A 19,107-nucleotide genomic window follows, 5' to 3' on the forward strand; every position below is an offset into this window, starting at 1 on the left:
ATGCTTAGTTACCTAGGTGGGCCGTTGTAGCAGCGCTATTGCCATGCCAACAGTAACCAAAATCATACCGACTATTTCTTCTGTAACCGGTTGATATTGCAGTACTGTTGAGCCTAGCAGCATAACCCCTACCGGTGCCAGTGCAGTAAACAGAGCGCCCTTCTCTACACCCAGCAGCGCTGTTGACCGTATGTAGCAGATCAGCGCCACGCCTCCCACTAATACACCCTGATACAGCACTTGAAACAACAGCTGAAGGATCGAGACTTTATTCAGCCCGGGCTCAAGCTGCCAGAAATAGACCACCAGATAAGGCGCCGAGAAATAGTTGGTGGCGGCGACTCCCAGCAAGGCGTTTATATTCCAGATTCGGCCCAGCACCGCATAACTGGCCCACATTATTGCACCACTGAGAAACAACAGGTCGCCAATCCAGTATTGGGGGCTTAGACCGGGTTGGCTACTGGCAACAGTAGTAAGGATGATACCTCCACAGAGTAAAAGTAATGCCAGCACAAAGTTAAGCTGCAAGCGGCTCCTGCCTAGAATCACCATCAACAGGAAGGCAAACAGAGGTACTGTACCCAGACTAATTGCTGCTGAGTGGGTAACCGGCGCAAATACCAGTGCTGAAGTAATCACTACACTGAAGCTGGCTCCGGCACAGAGTGCCAGAATAATCCCTCGGGTCAGGGTGAGGCCCGCTTTTTGCGACGGTTTACTCAGCAGTATTACCGGCAGGAAAATAACTATGTTGGTCAGTATCCGCAACGCAGTCAGGTCGTAAGCGCTGAGACCCGCGTTCAGACCGAGCGTGGAGGCGATACTGTGCCCGCTCCAAATTAGCGCAGCCAGCAGACCATAAGCGATTCCCTGACTTTGGGGACTTAGTTTCAGTGATAGTGATAAAGACATTATTCGTTCCTCAACAATGGGTGTTGAGAGACAGCCCGGAGCTAATAATCCGCTGCGGTGAATCAGAGCAAACCACCCTGCTTAGTCAGAGTGGCGAGAGAGATTGCCGATGTTATAGCATCATGCTGGATTGATGAAGTAGGTCTGGGAAGTAAATAGTCGGAAATGCTGTGGATAACTTACTTCAGATCGATATCTTCCGGTCTGATCTGCTGCAGTACTGTCATTCCCTGAGTCTGACTTTCGAAGCTATTGATAAATTCCTCAGCCAGCGATGATATCTGTTTATTTACTGGATAGATGAAGCCGAAGTAGAACGGAATATCGGCGCTGAAGTCCCGGCTAATGCCGCCTTGCTCGGTAAACATATGGGCAGTGTAAGGATCGACAATGGATACCCCCAGCCCTTCACTGACCAAAGCCTGTGCAGTGCTAAACATAGGCGTTTCTACGGTCTGATTGGGTTTTATATTACTGCCGTGAAGAGCTGAATCGATGCGATAGCGGGTAAGTGGATTTTGATCGCCGATAGCAACAAATGGTTCACCATTAAGCTGAGCTGTTTCAATCGTGGTTTGTCTCGAAAAGGGGTGATCTTGGGGGCAGATTAGTTTACAGGTGGTGCGATAGCAGCGGTAGAAACTGATTTCACGGGTATCCACCGGCAGGTGCACTATACCCAGGTCGAATTGTTGTGATCCGATTAGTTCCGTCGCTTCAATTGAGCTGCAGGGATTGAGCGTCAGGGAGACGTTTTCGTGTTGTCGGAGGAAGCCACTCACTACACGTGGCAGGATGCTGTAAGACAGTGCCGGCATAGCTGCGATCCGCAGCCGGTCGGTGCGCTGTGTCTTAATCTGATCGATACTCCGGGATAGCTGATCTAGCCCCATAAAGTGCCGCTTGACCTCCTGATAGAGGGATTCTGCCTCGGGCGTGGGAAACAGCCGGCTGCTACGTCTTTCAAACAGAGCGAAACCGCAGTTTTCTTCTAGATCCTTTATCAGCCGGGTAACCGCTGGTTGCGAGATATAAAGCATTTTTGCCGCACCTACCATACTGCCCGAAATCATCACCGCTCTGAAAGCGGAGATCTGCTTTGCATTCATAAGGTTACCTGTTCACTTTTTAGCTGATACTCGTCAGCCTATAACATTGAGTGATAGATCGATATAAATATTGTATTAGAAATTATCGGCATAGATGTCAATAATAGTTTCCGAGAGACAGGCTGGTTATTTCTTAACCGGTGAGATAAGAGCAAAGCGAGAAGAGAACAGGAGCGCAGAGCATGGCTGTAGATCGTATTGGTACAGGTACTCGTATGAGCCGGGCGGTAATTCATAACGGTACTGCCTATTTTTGTGGCCAGGTGCCAAAGGACGAAACAGTCGGTATGAAGGGCCAGACCGAGACGGTACTGGAGAAGATTGAAGATCTGCTGGCTGAGGTTGGCAGTGATAAGAAAAATATCCTGTCGGTGACTATCTACGTCAACAATATGGCTGAATTCAGCGCGATGAATGAAGTCTGGGATAGCTGGGTAGAACCGGGTTTTGCCCCTGCCCGCGCCTGTGTTGAAGCGCAGATGGCTCGCCCTGAACTAAAAGTAGAAATGTCGGTAATCGCAGCAATTACTGCATAGATGACCGGCAGCAATCCCTGCCAGAAAACTAAAACAACGTTTAAAATAGAAAATAACAATAATTGAGGAATCGATATGCGACACTCACTCCGTAAGCTGGCTAAAGCAGTAGCGATCACATCTATCGCTGTAACCAGCACTCTGTCTATGGCGGCAGAGAAGTGGGATATGCCGATGGCTTATACCGACTCTAACTTCCACACCCAGAACGGTAAAGCCTTCGCGGAAGCGATCACTATGGCGACCGGCGGCAAGCTGGAAGTTAAAGTACATGGCGGCGGATCGCTGTTTAAGGGTAGCGAGATTAAGCGTGCAGTGCAGACCGGCCAGGCGCCGATCGGCGAACGTATCCTGTCTGGCCATGCCAATGAAGATGCGGTGTTCGGCTTTGATTCAGTGCCTTTCCTGGCGACCTCTTTTGAAGAGTCTGAAACTTTGTGGAAAGCGGCCCGTCCGCACCTGGAAAAATTGTTAGATAAGCACAATCTGGTACTGCTGTATTCAGTGCCATGGCCTCCACAAGGTATCTATACCAAGAAAGAGCTGAACTCACTGTCAGATCTGGCGGGTGTGAAATTCCGTTCTTATAACAATGCCACAGCCCGTCTGGCGGAACTGGCCGGTGCTGTGCCGGTACAGGTTGAAGCTTCTGAGCTGAGTCAGGCACTGTCTACCGGCGTTGCGGAATCATTCGTATCTTCCGGTGCAACCGGCTATGACCGTAAAGTGTGGGAGCAGCTGACCCATCACTATGTGGTAAATGCATGGTTGCCGCGTAACTATATCTTCGTCAACAAGCAGGCGTGGAATGGCCTGGATGAAGAGACGCAGAACATCGTACGGGGTATCTCTCTGATGGCTGAAAAGGCCGGTGCGGCCCGCTCTGAGCAGCTGACTGGCTGGTACCTTGAGCAGCTGTCCAGCAACGGTATGACGGTTACTGAAGCCGGTGATCAACTGCGTGCCGATCTGAAGAAAGTAGGTGAAACTATGACCGCCGAGTGGCTGGAAAGCGCTGGTGAAGTCGGTCAGGCGATCATCAACGACTATAACGCAGCTAAGTAGTTACATAAGCATCGCTGATGTTTTAAACCCTCCCAAAGCTTTAACCTGGTCGGCTGTTGTACCCAGACTTTACAGCAGTCGACCTTTTTCCCCATCGGGTATTTCTATGAATATGCATACACAGACTAAACTGGAAGGATCTGAATCCTCAATCCGGTTAAAAGGACCTGCCCGTATGATTCGCAAAGTGCTGAATGGCTTGTATAAAGGTTGTGGTGCGATTGCTGCAATGTTTCTGTTGGCGATCCTGTTTATCATCATTGCGCAGATGGTCGCCCGCTGGAGCGGAGTTCAGTTTCCCGGCTCCGCCAACTATGCGGGCTACTGTATGGCAGCAGCATCCTTTTTTGCCCTGGCCTATACGCTGAATCATAACGCACACATTCGGGTCACACTGTTTTTATCTAAGCTGAAAGGCTGGCCGCGTCACCTGGCAGACCTCTGGTGTCTTGGTGTTGCTTGTTTTCTATCCTGCTACCTGGCGTATTATGCCTGTAAGAACGTGTATATCTCACATCTGATCCATGATATTTCCCAGGGTCAGGATGCGATGCCGCTGTGGATTCCTCAGCTGTCTGTCGCTATCGGCAGCGTGGTATTTGCGATCGCCCTGCTGGACCACTTTATTCGTACATTGCTGTTCAGAGATGACACCTTTGCCGAAGATCATCATGTAGAAGGCGAGGAGTTCTGATTATGAACGAAGTACTTGCAACCGGTATTTTTCTGTTTACGTTGTTCTTCCTGTTAGGAAGCGGCGTATGGATCGGTCTTGCCCTGTTGGGTGTGGCCTATGTTGGCATGGAGCTGTTTACTGGCCGTCCGGTGGGTGATGCCATGATCACTGCTATCTGGTCCAGCTCAGCGGGCTGGTCGCTGACCGCCCTGCCACTGTTTATCTGGATGGGAGAGATCCTCTATCGGACCCGACTATCGGAAGATATGTTCCGCGGTCTGGCACCCTGGATGTCGCCTCTGCCTGGTGGCCTGCTGCATACCAATGTTGTTGGCTCGACAATTTTCGCAGCGGTTTCCGGCTCATCAGCAGCGACTCTGACCACTGTTGGTAAGATGTCGATTCCTGAGCTGAACAAGCGTGGTTATCCGGAGTTTATGATCTTCGGTACGCTGGTGGGCTCCGCCACCCTGGGGCTGATGATTCCGCCGTCGCTGACGCTGATTGTATACGGCGTGACGATTAATGAATCGATCTCTAAGTTGTTTATGGCGGGTATTCTGCCTGGCATAACCCTGGCTGCGATGTTCATGTTGTATGTCGCCGCATGGTCTTACTTTAAGCCGGAGCAGGTACCGCCCCGCGAGGCTAAAATGAGCCTGGCTGAGCGTATCAGAGAATCGCGCTTCCTTATTCCGGTTATTTTGCTGATCGGTGTGGTGATCGGTTCAATTTATACCGGTACCGCAACGGCCACTGAATCGGCGGCCTTCGGTGTGGTCGGGGCAATGACGCTGGCGATATTCCAGGGCTCACTGACTAAAGATACCTTTATTCAGAGCCTGATGGGCGCGACCCGTACCTCTTGTATGATCGCGTTGATTCTGGCAGGTGCTGCCTTCCTGGCTCTGGCGATGGGCTTTACCGGTCTGCCATCGGTGGCTGCTGAGTTTATTGCCGGATTAGAACTGTCGCCGCTGACTCTGATTCTGGCCTTGATGGTGTTTTATATCATTCTGGGCTGTTTCCTCGATGGTATCTCGTCGGTAGTACTGACCATGGCGGTGGTTGAGCCGATGGTACGTCAGGCGGGCATCGATCTGCTCTGGTTCGGTATCTTCATCGTGGTAGTTGTAGAAATGGCGCAGATTACGCCGCCAATTGGCTTTAACTTGTTCGTGCTGCAGGGGATGACCCGTAAATCGATCGGTTATATCGCACGTTGCGCGTTCCCGATGTTCCTGATCATGGTGGTGATGGTGGGTATCCTGATCACTTTCCCTGAGCTGGCAACCTTCCTGCCTGAAAACATGCGTCAGGCTCCTGGCTGATTAGCTTGTTTATCGCGTAAGCCGTTACGGAGCGGATGGTCATCCGCTCCGATTAAGTCAGTTTGTAAATCATGTTGCACTACTCGCGACAGGGACCTGTACGTTCGCAATAGCGTTGTGGGCGGTCTTAGTGAGGGAGTAATAAAGGTAGCATTATGGATACTCAACGAAATATTTCAGATGTAACCGTGGTTGGAGCCGGCATTGTCGGTATCTCCTGTGCGCTCCAGCTACAGAAAAAAGGCCACAGTGTCATCGTTGTGGATAAGTTGGCACCGGGTGAAGGAACCTCTTTTGGCAATGCAGGTGTGCTGGCGGAATGCGGTTGTGTTCCCGTTAACCTGCCGGGATTTGCCTGGAAAGTGCCGGGCCTGATGCTGGACTCACACGGGCCTCTTTCCATTCCATTCAGCTATATGCACCGGGCGGCTCCCTGGGGCCTGTCCTTTATGTGGAATAGTCGGACCAGCAAGTTTAACCGGGTTGCAGATGCGCTGAGCAGCCTGTTGCAGAATGCGACTCAGCGACACCTGCAACAGGCCAGTGAAAACAACGCCGGGCAATGGGTGCAATCTTCGCCCTACTATTATCTGTACCGTGACGAAGCCAATTTTCGTGATGACAGCGTCGCCTGGAACGCCCGGGAGAATCGCGGTATTACCTATGATCTGCTACAGGATGAACAGTTGCACAATGCTGAGCCAGCTGTATCAGGCCAGTTTAATTTTGCCGTGTCGCTACATAACCACGGCTATGTTAGTAATCCGGAAAAACTGGTCAAGGCCCTGGCTGATTCGTTTGTCAGAAAGGGGGGGCGAATTCTGCAGGCAGATATACGCGATATCAGGTTCACCGATGGTCAGCCATCCGGGCTGATTACCCATAAGGAAACTTTACCTATCAACTCTTTAGTCGTTGCCGCCGGGGTCTGGTCCCGCAAGCTGGCAGCGAAGCTGGATCGTGATATACCGTTGCAGTCAGAGCGCGGATATCACATTGAGATTAAAGATCCGGGTATTACGCTGCATAGCCCGATTATGTTTGCTGATGGCAAGCTGGTGGCCACTCCGATGGAGAACGGTATTCGCTTTGCCGGGCTGGTGGAGTTTGGTGATCTTGACGCAGAACCGAACGAGGACTTTTGCCATCGTTTGTTTTATCACGCGAAACGCCTGTTTCCTGAAATTAAAACCGACAGTTACAGCGAATGGATGGGACATCGTCCTTCATTGCCGGACAGCCTGCCGGTGATAGGTCGCTCAGAGAACTACAGTAATGTCTTCTATGCATTCGGACATCAGCATATGGGCCTTACTCTGGGGCCTCACACCGGCGAACTGATCGCCCAGCTGGTGGATGGTGAGCAGCCCGGTGTGGATCTTACCCCTTTCAGTATCAGCCGTTTCTAAGCCTCTAAACAGGGGCTGCTGTAGCGGCCCCTTTCCTTCTGATAACTGCGTTATCTGAATTTAAGTGAGGGTGCCGCAGTTTGCCCTTTGAAGAGTGCAAACACGTCCTGAGCAAGCTGCGGGACAGGGGGGAAATGGCGCCGGAATTCATGCTCAGCAATTGTGCCCATGAATTCCGGCGTCGACCTTGAGTCCTGCGACGGTATTGGTATTGGCGCGAAAACGGTCAATGCCCAGCGCAGCCGTTGAATCAGAAGTCAGTAGTCACTCTTAAAGTGATAACATTTTCTTCCGCATCAACCGAAGGTAAGTTAGAGCGTGTGTTTGTGTACTCATAATCAAGCACAACATCAAAGCTCTCATTGATAGGTTTAATGAGTTCTAAACCGATTAAATCCTGGTTATCGTCACGCTTTTTTCCTATCGAGAGAGTGACATTGTCATAATCGCGCCAATAACGCTCGTACCTGCCCTTAAGATCGATTAACTTTTCATTGTTGTAATAAAAAGGGAAAGAGACTGCGGTCTTTAAATAAATGGCCTGGTAATCCAGCTCATTATCTTCAGCGTCTTCCAGCTCCAGTTTTGCTCCTAAGGAGACAAATGCGGAGTTGTCCATAAAGAAGTAATAATTATCCGCAGATATGCTGTTTTGAGCCGCATCGCGTTCAGAGGCTGAAGCAAAATCTTTTGAGACATGGCCATAGCTGAATCTGTTATACCAGCCTTCAGCCAACGCGAATCCTAAAGATGGTGTAAGGCTATGGGAGTCGTATAGAGCTTCATTACCCAAATCAACCATTGAATAACTGTAGTAAAGGCCCAGGTCCATATCATCAACCTCCCAGGACCCGAACGCAGACAGTGTGTGTATCTGCAGATCAAAGTCACTGAACGTATCATGCTTACTTTGGTATAAGTCATAGACCAGCTCAAGCTCAGTATTTTCGCTTTCTATAGCCAGATAGCTGGCAGAAAAATCCAAAACAATTGCTTCGTCCGATTGGCCGGTCGTTGTATCCAGAGCGGAGACAGATAGATTGTCATCGTATTCAACACCAATCGATGCCGATAGCGAGAGAGGGGACTCACCCGCATACGATAATGAGCTGAATAGTAGCACCGCCCCTGCAAAGAAAGTATTCGAGTTAGCTTTATCCATGATAAGCCGATTATCCTTTTATCAAACGGGTATCAAGGGAACCTGAAAATAAGTCCCGTAGCGTTTATGGCTTACGGGACCTGCTATAGGTTTCCTGGTAAAAATTAAGCGTGCTTAGCTGCTTTTTTGGCGTTTTCTCTGGCTGCTTTTTTTGCAGCACTTTTAGCCGCTTCTTTAGCCGCTTCTTTAGCCGCTTCTTTAGCCGCGGCTTTAGCTGCCTGTTTAGCTTCGACCTTCGCTGTAGCTTTTGCTGAGTCTTTAGCCGCGGCTTTAGCTGCCTGTTTAGCTTCGACTTTCGCTGTAGCTTTTGCTGAGTCTTTAGCCGCGCTTACTGCAGATTCTTTGGCTGCTTTTTTAGCTTGGCTTTTGGCGTGAGCCACTGGCTGCTCTGAAAACTTAGCAATACGCGCGTCAAATTTTGCTTGTTGCTGAGCTCCTTTTTGCTCCATAGAAGAGGCCTTGTCCAGAAAGTGCTCATTACCGCTTTCATCGTATTGAGCTGTGAACTTATCAGCCTTAATTTGAAAACGAGCCTCTTGCTCAAATGACTGTGTGAAAGCGTTTATCTGCTGCTTATTAAAATTGCCGTCAATGACACGCTGTAAGTCAACAGCATCGATATCAAGCATCAATTTTCCGTCCGTTGCGTTATTTAACGACCGGTTCATTGCAAATAGCTGTTCAGGAGATAATTGTCCAACCAGTTCAGCAGTTAAATCAATATCGGCTTGAATAGCATCTGCATCTGTCAGGTCGGCAGTGGCTTGTAGCACTTCAGCGTCTGTTTCGTCCGCAATCGCCTGCAGTGCTTCAGCGTCTGTTTCGTCAGCAATCGCCTGCAGTGCATCGGCGTCTGTTTCGTCAGCGATTACCTGTAGTGCTTCAGCGTCTGTTTCGTCAGCGATAGCTTGTAGAGCCTCAGCATCTGTCTCATCGGCAGTTGCCTGCAGGGCCTCAGCATCTGTCTTATCCGCAATTGACTGCAGTGCTTCAGCGTCTGTTTCGTCAGCGACTGCTTGCAGAGCCTCAGCATCTGTCTCATCTGCAATCGTCAGCAGAGCCTCTGCGTCTGTCTCGTCTGCTATAGCTTGTAACTCTGCCGCAATTGCCAGGTTTTCTTCTGTAGGATCAGCATCAGCGACTTCTTGCGCTGTCGCAGCAGCTGCATCCGAATTGATCGCGGATTGGGCTTCCGCATCTGCAGCAATGGCAGCCTGAGCTGTTGTATCGGCATCAACTGCTGTTTGGGCTGTTGTATCGGCATCAATTGCTGTTTGGGCTGCTGCATCTGAATCAGTTGCTGCCTGAGCCTCCGCGTCAGCTGCGGATGCCTCCTGGCTGGCTACATCTGCCTCAAGCGCGGCTAGTGTCGCGGCATCTGCATCGGCTGCTACTTGCGCAGCTGTATCTGCCTCCTGCGCAGCCTGTGCTGCGGCATCATCAGCCAACGCCTGCTCTAAGACTGCTTGGTCATCTGTTGTAAGCGTAGTGATTAACCGCTCATCGCTATTAAATTTCTGATCATCTGCAACATCATCTGTATAACCCACCGGAAGATAGGACAAAGAAAGCACCAGAGTGGAAATAGCCGTTTTTTTGAACATGTAAGATATCCTTCATAAAGCCGTTAGAAAAAATCGCTGTTAAGTAAGCACAGAAACACATAGGAAAAACCGTCCCGTATACTTTCGCTGACTGGTTTTTAAACACTCTGTACAGATTAGGGTTCTCTGCTGTGCTTGTGAGACAGGCTTCTAATCTTCCGATTTTTCGTGCACTGAAAGAGGGTTGTATCCCCTCGCTCATCTGAGCCCATACCAAAATGCATTTAATTACAGTTGGTGGGTTATCTATGTTGCTTCAGGTTATGGTGGTGTAAACCATAGCCTCAGCATTGAGCTGGTTGGGGAGCATTAACTGCGCCAATAAGTAAAATATTGTTTATTTTCAGTGGCTTGGGTATGCGGTGCTGGTTGGCCAAAGCTTGTATGGGAATATATACAGGCTTTCATATGGCATACATGTCTCCTTTTGAACACATTGCATTGCCGAATATAGGATAATCTCTTTTATATCAGCAGGTTATCTTGTCTCTATTTGGAGATGGTGCATGTAAATCAAACCTTACAATTACGAGAAAACGGGCAGGCAAACCAGGATGAAGAGACATATTGTTTGTTATTACTCTTGTTCTGGCTGCAGAAACCCTCAACTCTATGAGTAATATACAGCAAGTATTGAGTGTTAAGATCGTCAGAGTCTGTGTAAAAGGTGGCAGGCACTTTATTCGGCAGGCTGAAAGCCCACCATGAAAGCTTGTATCATCTGGACGACAACAAGTACTAAACAGCAGCCTTTATTAAAGTACTACCTATTTTGGCGACTAAGCTGGACCGGAAAATCCCACTGCAGTCTGAGCGGGGCTATCATATCGAATTTAAGAATCGGGTATTACTATATATAGCCCGGTGTTGATCTGACCCCTTTCAGTATTACCCGCTTTTAAGCTGCAATAGCTTTTGCTCCGGGAGGCTGTCAGGCAGCTTCCCTTAGTTTCCTAATATGACAGTGTTATTCTCAGCATTATCTGAATCTTTTGACTAAAGTGTTTTCAAACAACCTGTAAGTTCTCCGTTGGGAGGTATGCATGGTTATAGCAGGCGTTGGTTGTTACTGTTGCCTACGAAGATTTGATAATTGCTTTAGATATTATCTGTTTCTGAGCCTGATGCTCGTTTTCGGACTTTTTTTTACATCCGGCTCGCTGTCCGCACGTACCCTGAATGGCTTTGATCTTTCTGACAGCCTGATCTATCAGGGGCATATCATGCCGGGCGGTCCAGCTAAGGACGGTATTCCTGCGATTGATGAACCCGAATTTGAGGCGACGACCGCTGCAGACTGGTTGAAACCGGAGAGTCGTATTATTGGGGTGGTACATAACGGAATCGCCAAAGCCTATCCAATAGCGATACTTAACTGGCATGAGATCGTGAATGACCGTTTCTCCGGGGACGGCGTGGTGATTACCTATTGTCCACTGTGTGGCAGCGGGGTGGTATATAGTGCCAGGGTTGGCGATCGCAGCCTTAGCTTTGGCGTGTCCGGGCTGCTCTATAATAATGATCTGCTGCTATATGACCGTCAGACTGACTCTTTGTGGTCGCAGCTGCATAATCAGGCTATATCGGGGCCGTTGAAAGGTTCTAAGTTAGTACAACTCCCCTCCTCTCATACCCGCTGGACTGCATGGCGTAAGCGCTATCCGGATACTCTGGTGCTGACCCGAAACACCGGTGCAATCAGGGATTATCGGCGCAACCCTTACTACGGATACGATGATAGCCCGCGTCTGTTCTTTCCGGTTGAGTTTATGAGTCATGCTTTCCATCCGAAGGAGCGGGTTATTGGTATTGAACTGAACGGTATTGCTAAGGCTTACCCTTTTTCTGAGCTGGCCAAAAATGGTGATTCAGGAATGATTGACGACCAGTTGGGAGGGGTTCCGATACAGATCGAATATGACTCGGAGCAGCGTGAAGGTCAGATCTATCTGGCTGGAGAGGAGTTGGTAACGACCAACTTGTTCTGGTTTGCCTGGTTTGCGTTTCATCCGACAACCGAGGTTTTCAGAGTAGAAAAGTAGCAGCCAGAAAATCAAAATTGAGTTTTGATTTTCCCTCCTACCTCTTATGAATCGCACGATTGAGGCCGGGAACTGATATATATCAAGAAGCTTTTTTGCCGGGCAGTTAATCTTAGTGGCAATAACTTGAGAGGTAGATGAACCATGATTTCCAATTTTTCCGACCTGCTGGAGATGTCTGTTTCCCAGGATGAGCCGCAACGTTTATTGATGTTGTTTGCACTGGCCGAGGGTGGCTCTGGTAATAAGAAAAAACAGCGTAAGAAGCAGAGCGGTACTATCTCTCCGGTGATGTGCGTTGATAAGTTGCCAGAGGAGATAGAGTCTTTTGCCGCACTGGTGAAAGAGGCCGATAGAATTTCTACGGATTGGAATTTTATAATTGTTGCTGGTCTGAGTGGCGAAAATGGCGTTGCGCCAACCACCGAAGATGCCGACCCTTATCTGAATCAAATGGCTAACGGCCTGACTATGGGTGAAGACCTGTCCCGTTATCTGATCTTTGATCGAGACGAGACACCAATTGTTATGGAATAACTCTGTGCCGGAGTTATGATCTTTAAGGGCCTTTTATGGCCCTTTTTTCTGCCTGGAATAAAGTAAGGGGCTACGGAGGGAGCTGTAAGGAGGGCCAAAAAATGAGCAAAAAAAAGGGCCGCAAATTGCGGCCCCAAAGGAGTCTCGTTTAGACCTAAACGGTCCCGAATGAACGAGTGCTGTTAAAACGCTGCTTGGCAAACATTTTAGCCTTCAGGCCTTTGAAGAAGGCGGAAGCAGTTTTGCCAAATTCAGCCAGAGCTTCGCCACGCAGTGTGTGGGCCTGACCGATGTAATAGTTGGTGTCGATGTTGTCGTGCTTGTCTAATTTAATGTCTACGTAGTAATTTTGCATTTTTTACACCAAAAATATTTAACTAATATCGCAATGATTACGATTGGGGATCTCTGCACCTTTCTGCTTTACTTCGCTCTCAATTTTGAAAACCTTAGTAAAGACAGCGGGTTTAACTAGATCGCCTCTGGATTGGTGTTTATACTAAAGTTGCACTGACTAAAAAACAAACGACAGATTTTCAGGATAATGATGAAATTATTTCATCAGTGAGGTATGTATCAGACGACTACCCCCCCTTAACGCGCTGCGCAGTTTTGAAGCTGCTGCGAGACTCGGTAGTTTTAATAAAGCGGCGGAAGAGCTTTTTGTTACGCCATCGGCGGTCAGCCATCAGGTTAAGTCACTGGAAGAGTTCATGGGACTGAAGCTGTTTCACCGTGAAAAGAGGCAGGTTCAGATTACTGTTGCCGGTGAAAAATATCTGGTAGCGGTTCAGCATGCCCTTGATGAACTGGATGGCGCGACCCGGCGCCTGATGTCAGCCCCCAATACCAGTGCTGTGACTTTTGAGGCGCCACCGGCGTTTTTGAATCGCTGGCTGATGCCCCGGATTAAAGATTTCCAGACGTTGTATCCCGACGTAGAGCTTCGGCTCAGTGCCGGTGGTGTGAGTTATATCGATTTTGACCACAGCGACCTTGATATGGCGGTATTCTTCGGAGATCAGCCGCTGGAGAACGTAGAGTCCCACCTGGTCCATCGTTCGGTGGTTGTACCGGTATGTAGTCCCCGGCTACTTGAGAATGAGGAACCGATGACTACGGCGCGGGACCTGACTAAACAGACTCTTATTCATGTTACCAGCCGGCGCAATGAATGGATGCGATTACTGCGCCAGGGTGGTGTGAGTATGGCCGGTCATGAGAAGGGATTATCTTTTTCCAGTACCCAGTTGGCACTGGGTGCCGCTCTGGAAGGGCTGGGTATCGCCCTGTCGGACCGGGAGTTGATTAGCCGGGAATTGCAGTATGGTCAGTTGGTGGTGCCTGTTGATCTGGAGCTGATAACCGGTAAAGCGTTCTATCTTATTTATCCTAAAGGACGGCAATTAACCTATGGTATGCGGGTGTTCCGTGATTGGTTGCTGGACACTATGGGACTAAATGGGGATAACCGGACGGAATAAACATAACCAGCCTTCGCAGAAAGGCTGGTTATAATCTTATAGGCTGTTACAGGGGGACTGTTGTCAGGTGATTATCCCAGGCGGGATTTATTGCCTGCGGTAACCGGGTGCTCAGCCCTGTTTGCAGGTTATGCCGGGAGCAGTGCCCTGCTCCCGTTGTAATCAGGAATTCTGCCGGGCTGCTGGTGGCGGTTACACCACATCCGTCCCTGCTTTTGATTGCGGAATGGAAGCTATCGTTATGCAGGTCCCAGAAGGTAATCAGGTTGCCCCGTGGCGCGGAAACGGCGACAAAGCGTCCGCTCTGGTCGAAGCGGCTACTGCCACAGTAGCGTTTCATCGCCAGATTGATCGGTTCGGGTGCAGGCAGCAGTTTAATTGGCTGGCCTTGCCGGTGCACTGCAACCAATGGCGGATTCTGTTCTCTACCCCCCTGATACTGGAGCGCTATTGCGGTCTCTCCCGCAGCGTTACAGTCCAGATGGCGAATGCTTAGCTGGTGGTTTTCTGCAGGCAGCAACTGCTGTTCGAGCAGTTGCCCTGAAATGAGGTCGATAGCGGCCAGTGATGGCTGCATTGAGTCCAGGTTGAGTTTTTCCCTGCCGTGATCGGGATGGGTCAGAATACCACCATTGGCGACCATCAGGCGGTTAGTGCCTGGTATGAGCCTGAGTTCATGGGGGCCGATACCGTAAGACTGAGTGTCGGTCACGATAGCAAAGCCTTGCTCAATATCACGTACTACAATGCGGCCCTGGCCATCGGCCAGATTATTCTCAGGCACTATCAGGTAGCGGCCGTCTTCGCTAAAGATACCGTGGCCAAAGAAATGCCGCCCCGGCGCGGCTGCTATACGCTCCACCAGCTGACCGCTGCTGTAGTCGACGATATCGATGAAAGTTCCGGGTCGACGGGCAATACAGGCCAGCAGTGTGCGCTGAGGATGGGCTGCGACATGATGTGCCCGATCAGGTAAAGGGTGATCGAGTAGCACACTGCCGTCCCTGCCCATAAGGTACAGATGATAGTTGCCCTGCTTATCTTTCGCCGCGGAAGTAAATAGCGGTTTATCCCGGGCCAGGGTTAAGCCGGGCAATAAAGTGGAACCGGCCAGCAGCTGGCAAAACCGGCGTCGTTTAATCTCCATCACGGCTATTAAACCCCAGTTGAATATTGAGCGGTTGCATCGCTGTGGATAACTTCTGGTGAAGTTCTTTCAGTTCGTCACTAACCTGCTGTAGCTGTTCAGCGGAAGTACCTTGTCCTAACTGTTGGATCAGGGGCGAAGGAACCGCCTGCAGCTGTTGATCGAGTATTACAAAGTGCTGTTCAATAGCATTGGCAAGCTGGGTAGCACCCTGGTTTGCCAGCAGTTGCTTAACGTTAAAAGACTTCGTGCCGCTGTAGAGATGATGCAGGGCTGCAACATTGAGCCTGATATTTTGCAATGAGCGCTCACTGCGCCATGATTCAGTGCGTTTAGCGCGGATTTTTCTCTCTTTGCCCTCTGCCTTGCTCCCGCCAAGCGGCCGCAGGATCTTCAGGTCCCGGATGACTTCGACCGGCTCTACCAACGATTTCATCATATCCACCGCGGCCTCCTGATGATCGTCGTAGTAGCTGTCAGGATCGCCGGCGTTGTATATCGAATCAGAGAAGTCTTGCCATTCCCTGACAGTGGCACTGGCGTTTGCTGCGATGTAAGAAGCGATAGCGCTGTTTAGCTGGCACTTGTAGCTATTACCTTTGAAGTCGGTAACCTCGTCGCTGCTGAATAACAATCGCTCTACAGCCGGTAGACCTTTTACCCCGATGCTCGCCCTGTGGAAATAGTCAGGCTGCAGGGTTTCAGGGTCTTGCGCCCGAAGCAGGCTGTTCAGCTGCTTTCCGATCAGGTTTTTCTTGTCCGGCCAGAACTGCATGCTGAAATTTCGCATCAGCTTCTCGATTGGGCCAAACTGGACATGCTGAATACCCTGCCAGGCGCTCATGGTGTTATGGAATGCACGGCGTGTCTGTTGCAGGTGTTCTGCATCAGGAGCTAAGCATAGCGCTTTGCTGCGCATCTCGAGTTCAGCACTGGTTTGTTGTAGCGCCTGGTAGCGGGGCAGTATGTGTTGCTTGATCTGAGCTGAATTCAGTTGTTGCCATTGTTCAGATGTTGGCGCTGCGTGCAGAGAGCCGGCACCTACAATTAACAGGCTTGCCAGCGTCAGAATTGGCCATAAACTGGCGGCTTGGTTTTTCATAGGGACTCCAGAAACTGAATCAGGTTAGTTCTATCCATTTTACTCATCTTGATTACCTGTTGTCGGGCAGGTTCTGCTTCGCCGCCGTGCCAGAGGATCGCTTCCATCAGGTTACGCGCCCGACCGTCATGTAGAAACTGAGTATGGCCATTGACCGCTTTAGTCAGGCCGATACCCCAAAGCGGAGGTGTGCGCCACTCGCTCCCGCTGGCTGCAAATTCCGGGCGATTATCCGCCAGGCCTTCGCCCATATCGTGTAACAACAGGTCGCTGTATGGCCAGATAAGCTGTTCAGATTGCTCCGGTATATCAGTGTGCTTCGTGGTAACGAATTTCGGCTGGTGACAACCAACGCATCCGCTTTGGTAAAACAGCTTCTTTCCGGCCAGCACTTCCGGCTGGCTGGCATTGCGCCGCGCCGGTACCGCAAGGTTGCGGGTGTAGAATAATACCAGATCCAGCATCTGCGCACTGGCTTCCCGGTTACCCTGCGCCGGGGTATCGCCATTCGGTTGCTGCAGACACCGGCTTTGCTGCGAGGTGCAGTCACCGTAGGGATCTGACCGGGTTGGTGTTGATATACCTATATCACCATTGAAAGCGCCGTTGTTCTGCTGATGCAAGGTCGGATTACCCGCTTTCCAACCAAAGCGACCGGTAACAACGGTCTGTTTACTGCTATCCCAGACCCGGTTGGTGCGACCGGATATTCCGTCACCGTCACTATCGTCCGGATCCGCTAATGTCAGCAAATCCTGTTCGCTGATTGCTTCCAGTAATCCCAGCCCGATCATAGGTGGAGCAATCCTTGGCGAGAGCATAGTATCCGGATGCAGCGGACCATATTGGGTATCAGTTATAGTGTACTCAGGTTTGCGTAGTACGACCGTTGAGCCATCGGTAAAGTTAACCGGCAGATCGGTATAACTGATCTGCATTCTGCCTTCTGCGGGCATACCTGTGACGGCGAAGTCCTGCAGCTGGCCTCCATAAGTCGGCTCAGGTACAACACCTATCCGGTTGTTTTTCAGTTGAATTTCTTGTTCTGTTGTCTGCGGCGGAATGCTTAGCCGCAAAAACATTGAGATCGCATTATCTTCAGGCCAGTTATTCTGCGGTGTGTGGCCCCGGCCATCCTGCTGATGACAGCGTTCACAGGAGCGGGCGTTATAGAGTGGTCCTAAACCGTCACTGGCGGTGGTTGAAGATGGTGATGAAACCCACAGCTTACGAAAAATGCTATTGCCCAGCTGGAAGTTAAGCTGATGGTCAAATTCCATATTGGCTGCGGGGTGGGAAAAGGCATTACGGTCAGCCTTGTTAAAATGTGTGGTGGCTCCACCCTGCATCACCTCACCGGTTTCGGCAGCTACGAATTGCCGGGCAGGTGACAGATCATAATCCGCGGCAGTAACGCTCCCGTGGAGACTCAGGAGCAAAGCTGCAGTCAGAGTACCGATGATGCAAAGTGGTTGTGCCATGGTTTATCCAGTTAGATTGAAAGGGTTATTGCAATACGGCAGTCGGGTTATCCAGGCTATCTGAACCTTCCAGCTCGATGTTATCCAGCTTCAGAACCGCAATAACATTTTCGATCGCTTTGGTTTCAGATTTCAGGGCATCAACAAAGTCCTGTACAACCTGATTACCTGATTTGTTGCCTTCAGCGATAAGTACATCGAAAGTTTCACCTTGTGCCGCGCGATCAACCATTACCTGAGCGGCAGCTTCAGTCTGGTCGAGCTTAGTACGAAGATTCTGGTCTACTACAGTTGCCTGAGCTGCGACATAATCAGACAGGCTAGGGCCTGAAACCTGAGTGCCGTTGACCCGGGTATAGCTACCCAGGTAGACGTTTTTAATACCCTTCGCATCGTAGTAGTGGGACCAGTGAGTGTTATCTGAGAAGCAATCATGTTCTTCTTCAGGGTCGTGCAGCATCAGGCCCAGTTTGGTACGTTCGCCAGCCAGCTCGCCATAGGCCAGGCTACCAATGCCGGTCAGGATCGTAGCGATAGCACCCTGCTCGCCTTTTTCGATAAGAGCCTTTCGAGCAGCACCGTCTTCTTTCCAGTTGCCTACCATCTCCTGCAGATCTGTAATCAGCAATGTCGTTGCCGCTTGCAGATAGTCACGGCGACGATCGCAGTTGCCGTTGGTACAATTTTCCAGGCTGAAATCGGTCGCCGGACGGTTACCCGCACCCGGATTAGTGCCATTCAGATCCTGGCCCCAGAGCAGGAATTCGATCGCATGGTAGCCACTAGCTACGTTCGACTCGATACCATCCACTTCGTGCAAGGTTTCAGACAACAGGGCTGGAGTAATTTTAGTCGCGTCAATCTTTACGCCACCGACGGTCAGGGTTGTGCTGGCAATGATGTTGGCGGTGTACTGTTCGTTTTCATCGGATTCATCACCATAGCTGCCGGCATCGACATAATCGATCAGACCTTCATCCAGCGGCCAGGCATTGACCCGACCTTCCCAGTCATCAACGATCGCATTACCGAAACGGTACGCTTCTGATTGCTGATAAGGCGCGCGGGCTGCGGTCCAGGCAGAACGTGCCTGATTCAGCGTTTGCTGGGTAGGGTTATTAAGAAAAGCGTTAATACTCTGCTGCAGATCTTTAGCAGTAATCAGAGAGTCTTCATAGGTTGCAAAGGCTATATCTGCATAAGTGTTAAGAACAGCGTCAGCGGATGGCTGAGTTGCGGCACTAACACTGCTGGCTACAAGAGCGCTGACTATAGCAATAGGTGTGAATAATGATTTGATCTGCATTACCGGTATTCCTGTTACGTGAGTAAATTGTTGCGCTGGATCTTAATGCAAACAAGAATGATTCGCAATACGAGTCTGTCATTGAGTTGTCCTCGCTCAATATTTCACCATTATGGTATGCTAACCAATGAGTCTGTATTGGTCCGAATATCTTCCGGTGCTGTCTGTATGGCAGACTCTTAACAGGGAATGTTGGAAGGA

17 protein-coding genes are annotated in these 19,107 nt (G+C 50.1%); 8 read left to right on the forward strand and 9 right to left on the reverse strand.

The annotated features are described in order from the left end of the window. Positions 1-12: 12 nt before the first annotated feature. On the reverse strand, positions 13-915 hold the full coding sequence (locus tag ACQUQM_RS19080) for a DMT family transporter (RefSeq protein WP_432471461.1): 903 nt from the start codon (positions 913-915) through the stop codon (positions 13-15). A gap of 179 nt (positions 916-1,094) precedes the next feature. Continuing rightward, positions 1,095-2,024 (reverse strand): LysR substrate-binding domain-containing protein, encoded by a 930-nt coding sequence (locus tag ACQUQM_RS19085; RefSeq protein ID WP_432471462.1) that lies wholly within the window; start codon positions 2,022-2,024, stop codon positions 1,095-1,097. Positions 2,025-2,206: 182 nt separating this feature from the next. Between ACQUQM_RS19085 and ACQUQM_RS19090 the strand changes: the two genes are divergently transcribed. The 5 genes from ACQUQM_RS19090 (at position 2,207) to ACQUQM_RS19110 (ending at position 7,041) form a co-directional block, all read left to right on the forward strand. Then, positions 2,207-2,560, forward strand: coding sequence for a RidA family protein (locus ACQUQM_RS19090; protein ID WP_432471463.1), 354 nt, complete (start codon positions 2,207-2,209; stop codon positions 2,558-2,560). A 75-nt stretch (positions 2,561-2,635) separates the two neighbouring features. Further along, complete coding sequence (locus tag ACQUQM_RS19095; protein ID WP_432471464.1) at positions 2,636-3,625, forward strand: TRAP transporter substrate-binding protein; 990 nt, start codon at positions 2,636-2,638, stop codon at positions 3,623-3,625. Between the two features lie 106 nt (positions 3,626-3,731). Next, on the forward strand, positions 3,732-4,319 hold the full coding sequence (locus ACQUQM_RS19100) for a TRAP transporter small permease (protein WP_432471465.1): 588 nt from the start codon (positions 3,732-3,734) through the stop codon (positions 4,317-4,319). 2 nt (positions 4,320-4,321) lie between these two features. Then, positions 4,322-5,632: a TRAP transporter large permease gene (locus ACQUQM_RS19105; protein WP_432471466.1), complete on the forward strand. Its 1,311-nt coding sequence runs from the start codon at positions 4,322-4,324 to the stop codon at positions 5,630-5,632. 155 nt (positions 5,633-5,787) lie between these two features. After that, on the forward strand, positions 5,788-7,041 hold the full coding sequence (locus ACQUQM_RS19110; protein ID WP_432471467.1) for an NAD(P)/FAD-dependent oxidoreductase: 1,254 nt from the start codon (positions 5,788-5,790) through the stop codon (positions 7,039-7,041). A 250-nt stretch (positions 7,042-7,291) separates the two neighbouring features. On the opposite strand, the gene ACQUQM_RS19115 is transcribed toward ACQUQM_RS19110, so the two are convergent. Further along, on the reverse strand, positions 7,292-8,203 hold the full coding sequence (locus ACQUQM_RS19115) for a hypothetical protein (RefSeq protein WP_432471468.1): 912 nt from the start codon (positions 8,201-8,203) through the stop codon (positions 7,292-7,294). A gap of 104 nt (positions 8,204-8,307) precedes the next feature. Further along, on the reverse strand, positions 8,308-9,807 hold the full coding sequence (locus ACQUQM_RS19120) for a hypothetical protein (protein WP_432471469.1): 1,500 nt from the start codon (positions 9,805-9,807) through the stop codon (positions 8,308-8,310). Positions 9,808-10,931: 1,124 nt separating this feature from the next. On the opposite strand from ACQUQM_RS19120, the gene ACQUQM_RS19125 reads away from it, so the two are divergent. Together ACQUQM_RS19125 and ACQUQM_RS19130 are read left to right on the forward strand one after the other, a co-directional pair. Next, on the forward strand, positions 10,932-11,849 hold the full coding sequence (locus ACQUQM_RS19125; protein WP_432471470.1) for a DUF3179 domain-containing protein: 918 nt from the start codon (positions 10,932-10,934) through the stop codon (positions 11,847-11,849). Positions 11,850-11,993: 144 nt separating this feature from the next. Next, positions 11,994-12,386 (forward strand): ribonucleotide reductase subunit alpha, encoded by a 393-nt coding sequence (locus ACQUQM_RS19130; RefSeq protein ID WP_432471471.1) that lies wholly within the window; start codon positions 11,994-11,996, stop codon positions 12,384-12,386. 154 nt (positions 12,387-12,540) lie between these two features. Here the strand turns inward: ACQUQM_RS19130 and ACQUQM_RS19135 are convergent, their stop codons facing one another. Next, positions 12,541-12,741 carry an RSP_7527 family protein gene (locus tag ACQUQM_RS19135; protein ID WP_432471472.1) on the reverse strand — a complete coding sequence of 67 codons (201 nt, stop codon included), beginning with the start codon at positions 12,739-12,741 and terminating at the stop codon, positions 12,541-12,543. Between the two features lie 220 nt (positions 12,742-12,961). On the opposite strand from ACQUQM_RS19135, the gene gcvA reads away from it, so the two are divergent. Next, positions 12,962-13,870, forward strand: coding sequence for a transcriptional regulator GcvA (gene gcvA, locus ACQUQM_RS19140; RefSeq protein WP_432474847.1), 909 nt, complete (start codon positions 12,962-12,964; stop codon positions 13,868-13,870). 46 nt (positions 13,871-13,916) lie between these two features. Here gcvA and ACQUQM_RS19145 read toward each other — a convergent pair whose 3' ends face one another. Genes ACQUQM_RS19145 through ACQUQM_RS19160 form a run of 4 tightly spaced genes read right to left on the reverse strand, consistent with a single transcriptional unit; the run spans position 13,917 to position 18,906 of the window. Continuing rightward, positions 13,917-15,017, reverse strand: coding sequence for a DUF1513 domain-containing protein (locus tag ACQUQM_RS19145; protein WP_432474848.1), 1,101 nt, complete (start codon positions 15,015-15,017; stop codon positions 13,917-13,919). Continuing rightward, positions 15,007-16,119, reverse strand: a complete 1,113-nt coding sequence (locus tag ACQUQM_RS19150) for an imelysin family protein (protein ID WP_432471473.1) — start codon at positions 16,117-16,119, stop codon at positions 15,007-15,009. The genes ACQUQM_RS19145 and ACQUQM_RS19150 overlap by 11 nt, the downstream gene beginning before the upstream one ends. Beyond that, positions 16,116-17,600 carry a di-heme oxidoredictase family protein gene (locus ACQUQM_RS19155; RefSeq protein WP_432471474.1) on the reverse strand — a complete coding sequence of 495 codons (1,485 nt, stop codon included), beginning with the start codon at positions 17,598-17,600 and terminating at the stop codon, positions 16,116-16,118. The genes ACQUQM_RS19150 and ACQUQM_RS19155 overlap by 4 nt, the downstream gene beginning before the upstream one ends. Before the next feature lie 25 nt (positions 17,601-17,625). Beyond that, the gene (locus tag ACQUQM_RS19160) at positions 17,626-18,906 is read right to left on the reverse strand and encodes an imelysin family protein (RefSeq protein ID WP_432471475.1); all 1,281 of its coding nucleotides are present in this window, start codon (positions 18,904-18,906) and stop codon (positions 17,626-17,628) included. Positions 18,907-19,107 lie beyond the last annotated feature (201 nt).

Origin of the sequence: Amphritea sp. HPY, assembly GCF_050870985.1 — a bacterium.
Taxonomy (GTDB): domain Bacteria; phylum Pseudomonadota; class Gammaproteobacteria; order Pseudomonadales; family Balneatricaceae; genus Amphritea.

Excerpts from the sequence above, each read along its gene's own strand:
- ACQUQM_RS19100 (WP_432471465.1), top strand. The coding sequence starts at position 3,732 with ATGAATATGCATACACAGACTAAACTGGAAGGATCTGAATCCTCAATC.
- ACQUQM_RS19120 (WP_432471469.1), bottom strand. The coding sequence starts at position 9,807 with ATGTTCAAAAAAACGGCTATTTCCACTCTGGTGCTTTCTTTGTCCTAT.
- ACQUQM_RS19135 (WP_432471472.1), bottom strand. The coding sequence starts at position 12,741 with ATGCAAAATTACTACGTAGACATTAAATTAGACAAGCACGACAACATC.
- ACQUQM_RS19080 (WP_432471461.1), bottom strand. The coding sequence starts at position 915 with ATGTCTTTATCACTATCACTGAAACTAAGTCCCCAAAGTCAGGGAATC.
- ACQUQM_RS19085 (WP_432471462.1), bottom strand. The coding sequence starts at position 2,024 with ATGAATGCAAAGCAGATCTCCGCTTTCAGAGCGGTGATGATTTCGGGC.
- ACQUQM_RS19130 (WP_432471471.1), top strand. The coding sequence starts at position 11,994 with ATGATTTCCAATTTTTCCGACCTGCTGGAGATGTCTGTTTCCCAGGAT.
- ACQUQM_RS19155 (WP_432471474.1), bottom strand. The coding sequence starts at position 17,600 with ATGGCACAACCACTTTGCATCATCGGTACTCTGACTGCAGCTTTGCTC.
- ACQUQM_RS19090 (WP_432471463.1), top strand. The coding sequence starts at position 2,207 with ATGGCTGTAGATCGTATTGGTACAGGTACTCGTATGAGCCGGGCGGTA.
- ACQUQM_RS19145 (WP_432474848.1), bottom strand. The coding sequence starts at position 15,017 with ATGGAGATTAAACGACGCCGGTTTTGCCAGCTGCTGGCCGGTTCCACT.
- ACQUQM_RS19110 (WP_432471467.1), top strand. The coding sequence starts at position 5,788 with ATGGATACTCAACGAAATATTTCAGATGTAACCGTGGTTGGAGCCGGC.
- ACQUQM_RS19105 (WP_432471466.1), top strand. The coding sequence starts at position 4,322 with ATGAACGAAGTACTTGCAACCGGTATTTTTCTGTTTACGTTGTTCTTC.
- ACQUQM_RS19125 (WP_432471470.1), top strand. The coding sequence starts at position 10,932 with ATGCTCGTTTTCGGACTTTTTTTTACATCCGGCTCGCTGTCCGCACGT.
- ACQUQM_RS19115 (WP_432471468.1), bottom strand. The coding sequence starts at position 8,203 with ATGGATAAAGCTAACTCGAATACTTTCTTTGCAGGGGCGGTGCTACTA.
- ACQUQM_RS19160 (WP_432471475.1), bottom strand. The coding sequence starts at position 18,906 with ATGCAGATCAAATCATTATTCACACCTATTGCTATAGTCAGCGCTCTT.
- ACQUQM_RS19150 (WP_432471473.1), bottom strand. The coding sequence starts at position 16,119 with ATGAAAAACCAAGCCGCCAGTTTATGGCCAATTCTGACGCTGGCAAGC.
- ACQUQM_RS19095 (WP_432471464.1), top strand. The coding sequence starts at position 2,636 with ATGCGACACTCACTCCGTAAGCTGGCTAAAGCAGTAGCGATCACATCT.